Raw genomic sequence first — 725 nt, forward strand, 5'->3', positions numbered from 1 at the left:
CAGAGGCGATGGCAAAATCCCTCGAATTGACAAGCAGTTCGGCATCTTTGGATGTTGAGCTGCTCTTATGTCACGTGCTCGATTGCGAGCGTGCTTATTTACGGACCTGGCCTGATAAAAGTCTGGATCAAGACCAAACCGAGCACTTTCTTTCTCTTGTTTCACAACGCCAAAAAGGGCGTCCTATTGCCCACCTAATTGGTCAGCGAGATTTTTGGACTCTAAATTTAAAGGTTAATGAGCATACTCTCATTCCAAGGCCTGATACCGAAGTGCTTGTTGAAAGGGCTTTGAATTTGCCGTTGGATAAGTCCGCCATTTCAGTACTTGATCTCGGAACGGGCACGGGGGCGATAGCCTTGGCATTAGCTAGTGAGCGTCCAGCATGGCAGGTCAATGGTGTTGACCGTTTTCCAAAGGTCATTGAGCTAGCAAGGCAAAACGCAAACTTGAATAGCCTTCCTCATGTTGAGTTCTTCTGCAGCGATTGGTTTTCCGCATTCCGGGAGCAGCGTTTTTCTCTGATTGTTAGTAATCCTCCCTATATCGATGCCAAAGATAAGCACCTGCGTGAAGGGGATGTTCGATTTGAGCCTGCTTCTGCTCTGATTGCTGAAGATCAGGGGATGGCCGATATCAAAAAGATTACGCATGATGCGCGTGAGTTTCTCGAAGCAGGTGGCTGGCTACTTTTTGAACATGGCTATGACCAGGCAGAGCTTGTT

Annotated in this window: 1 protein-coding gene; it reads left to right on the plus strand. The window is 47.7% G+C overall.

The genetic code is table 11. The annotated features are described in order from the left end of the window. Positions 1-725: peptide chain release factor N(5)-glutamine methyltransferase (prmC, locus tag A3761_RS07610; RefSeq protein WP_068750066.1), on the plus strand; the 725-nt coding region annotated here is incomplete at both ends.

It is taken from the genome of Oleiphilus sp. HI0123 (assembly GCF_001635315.1).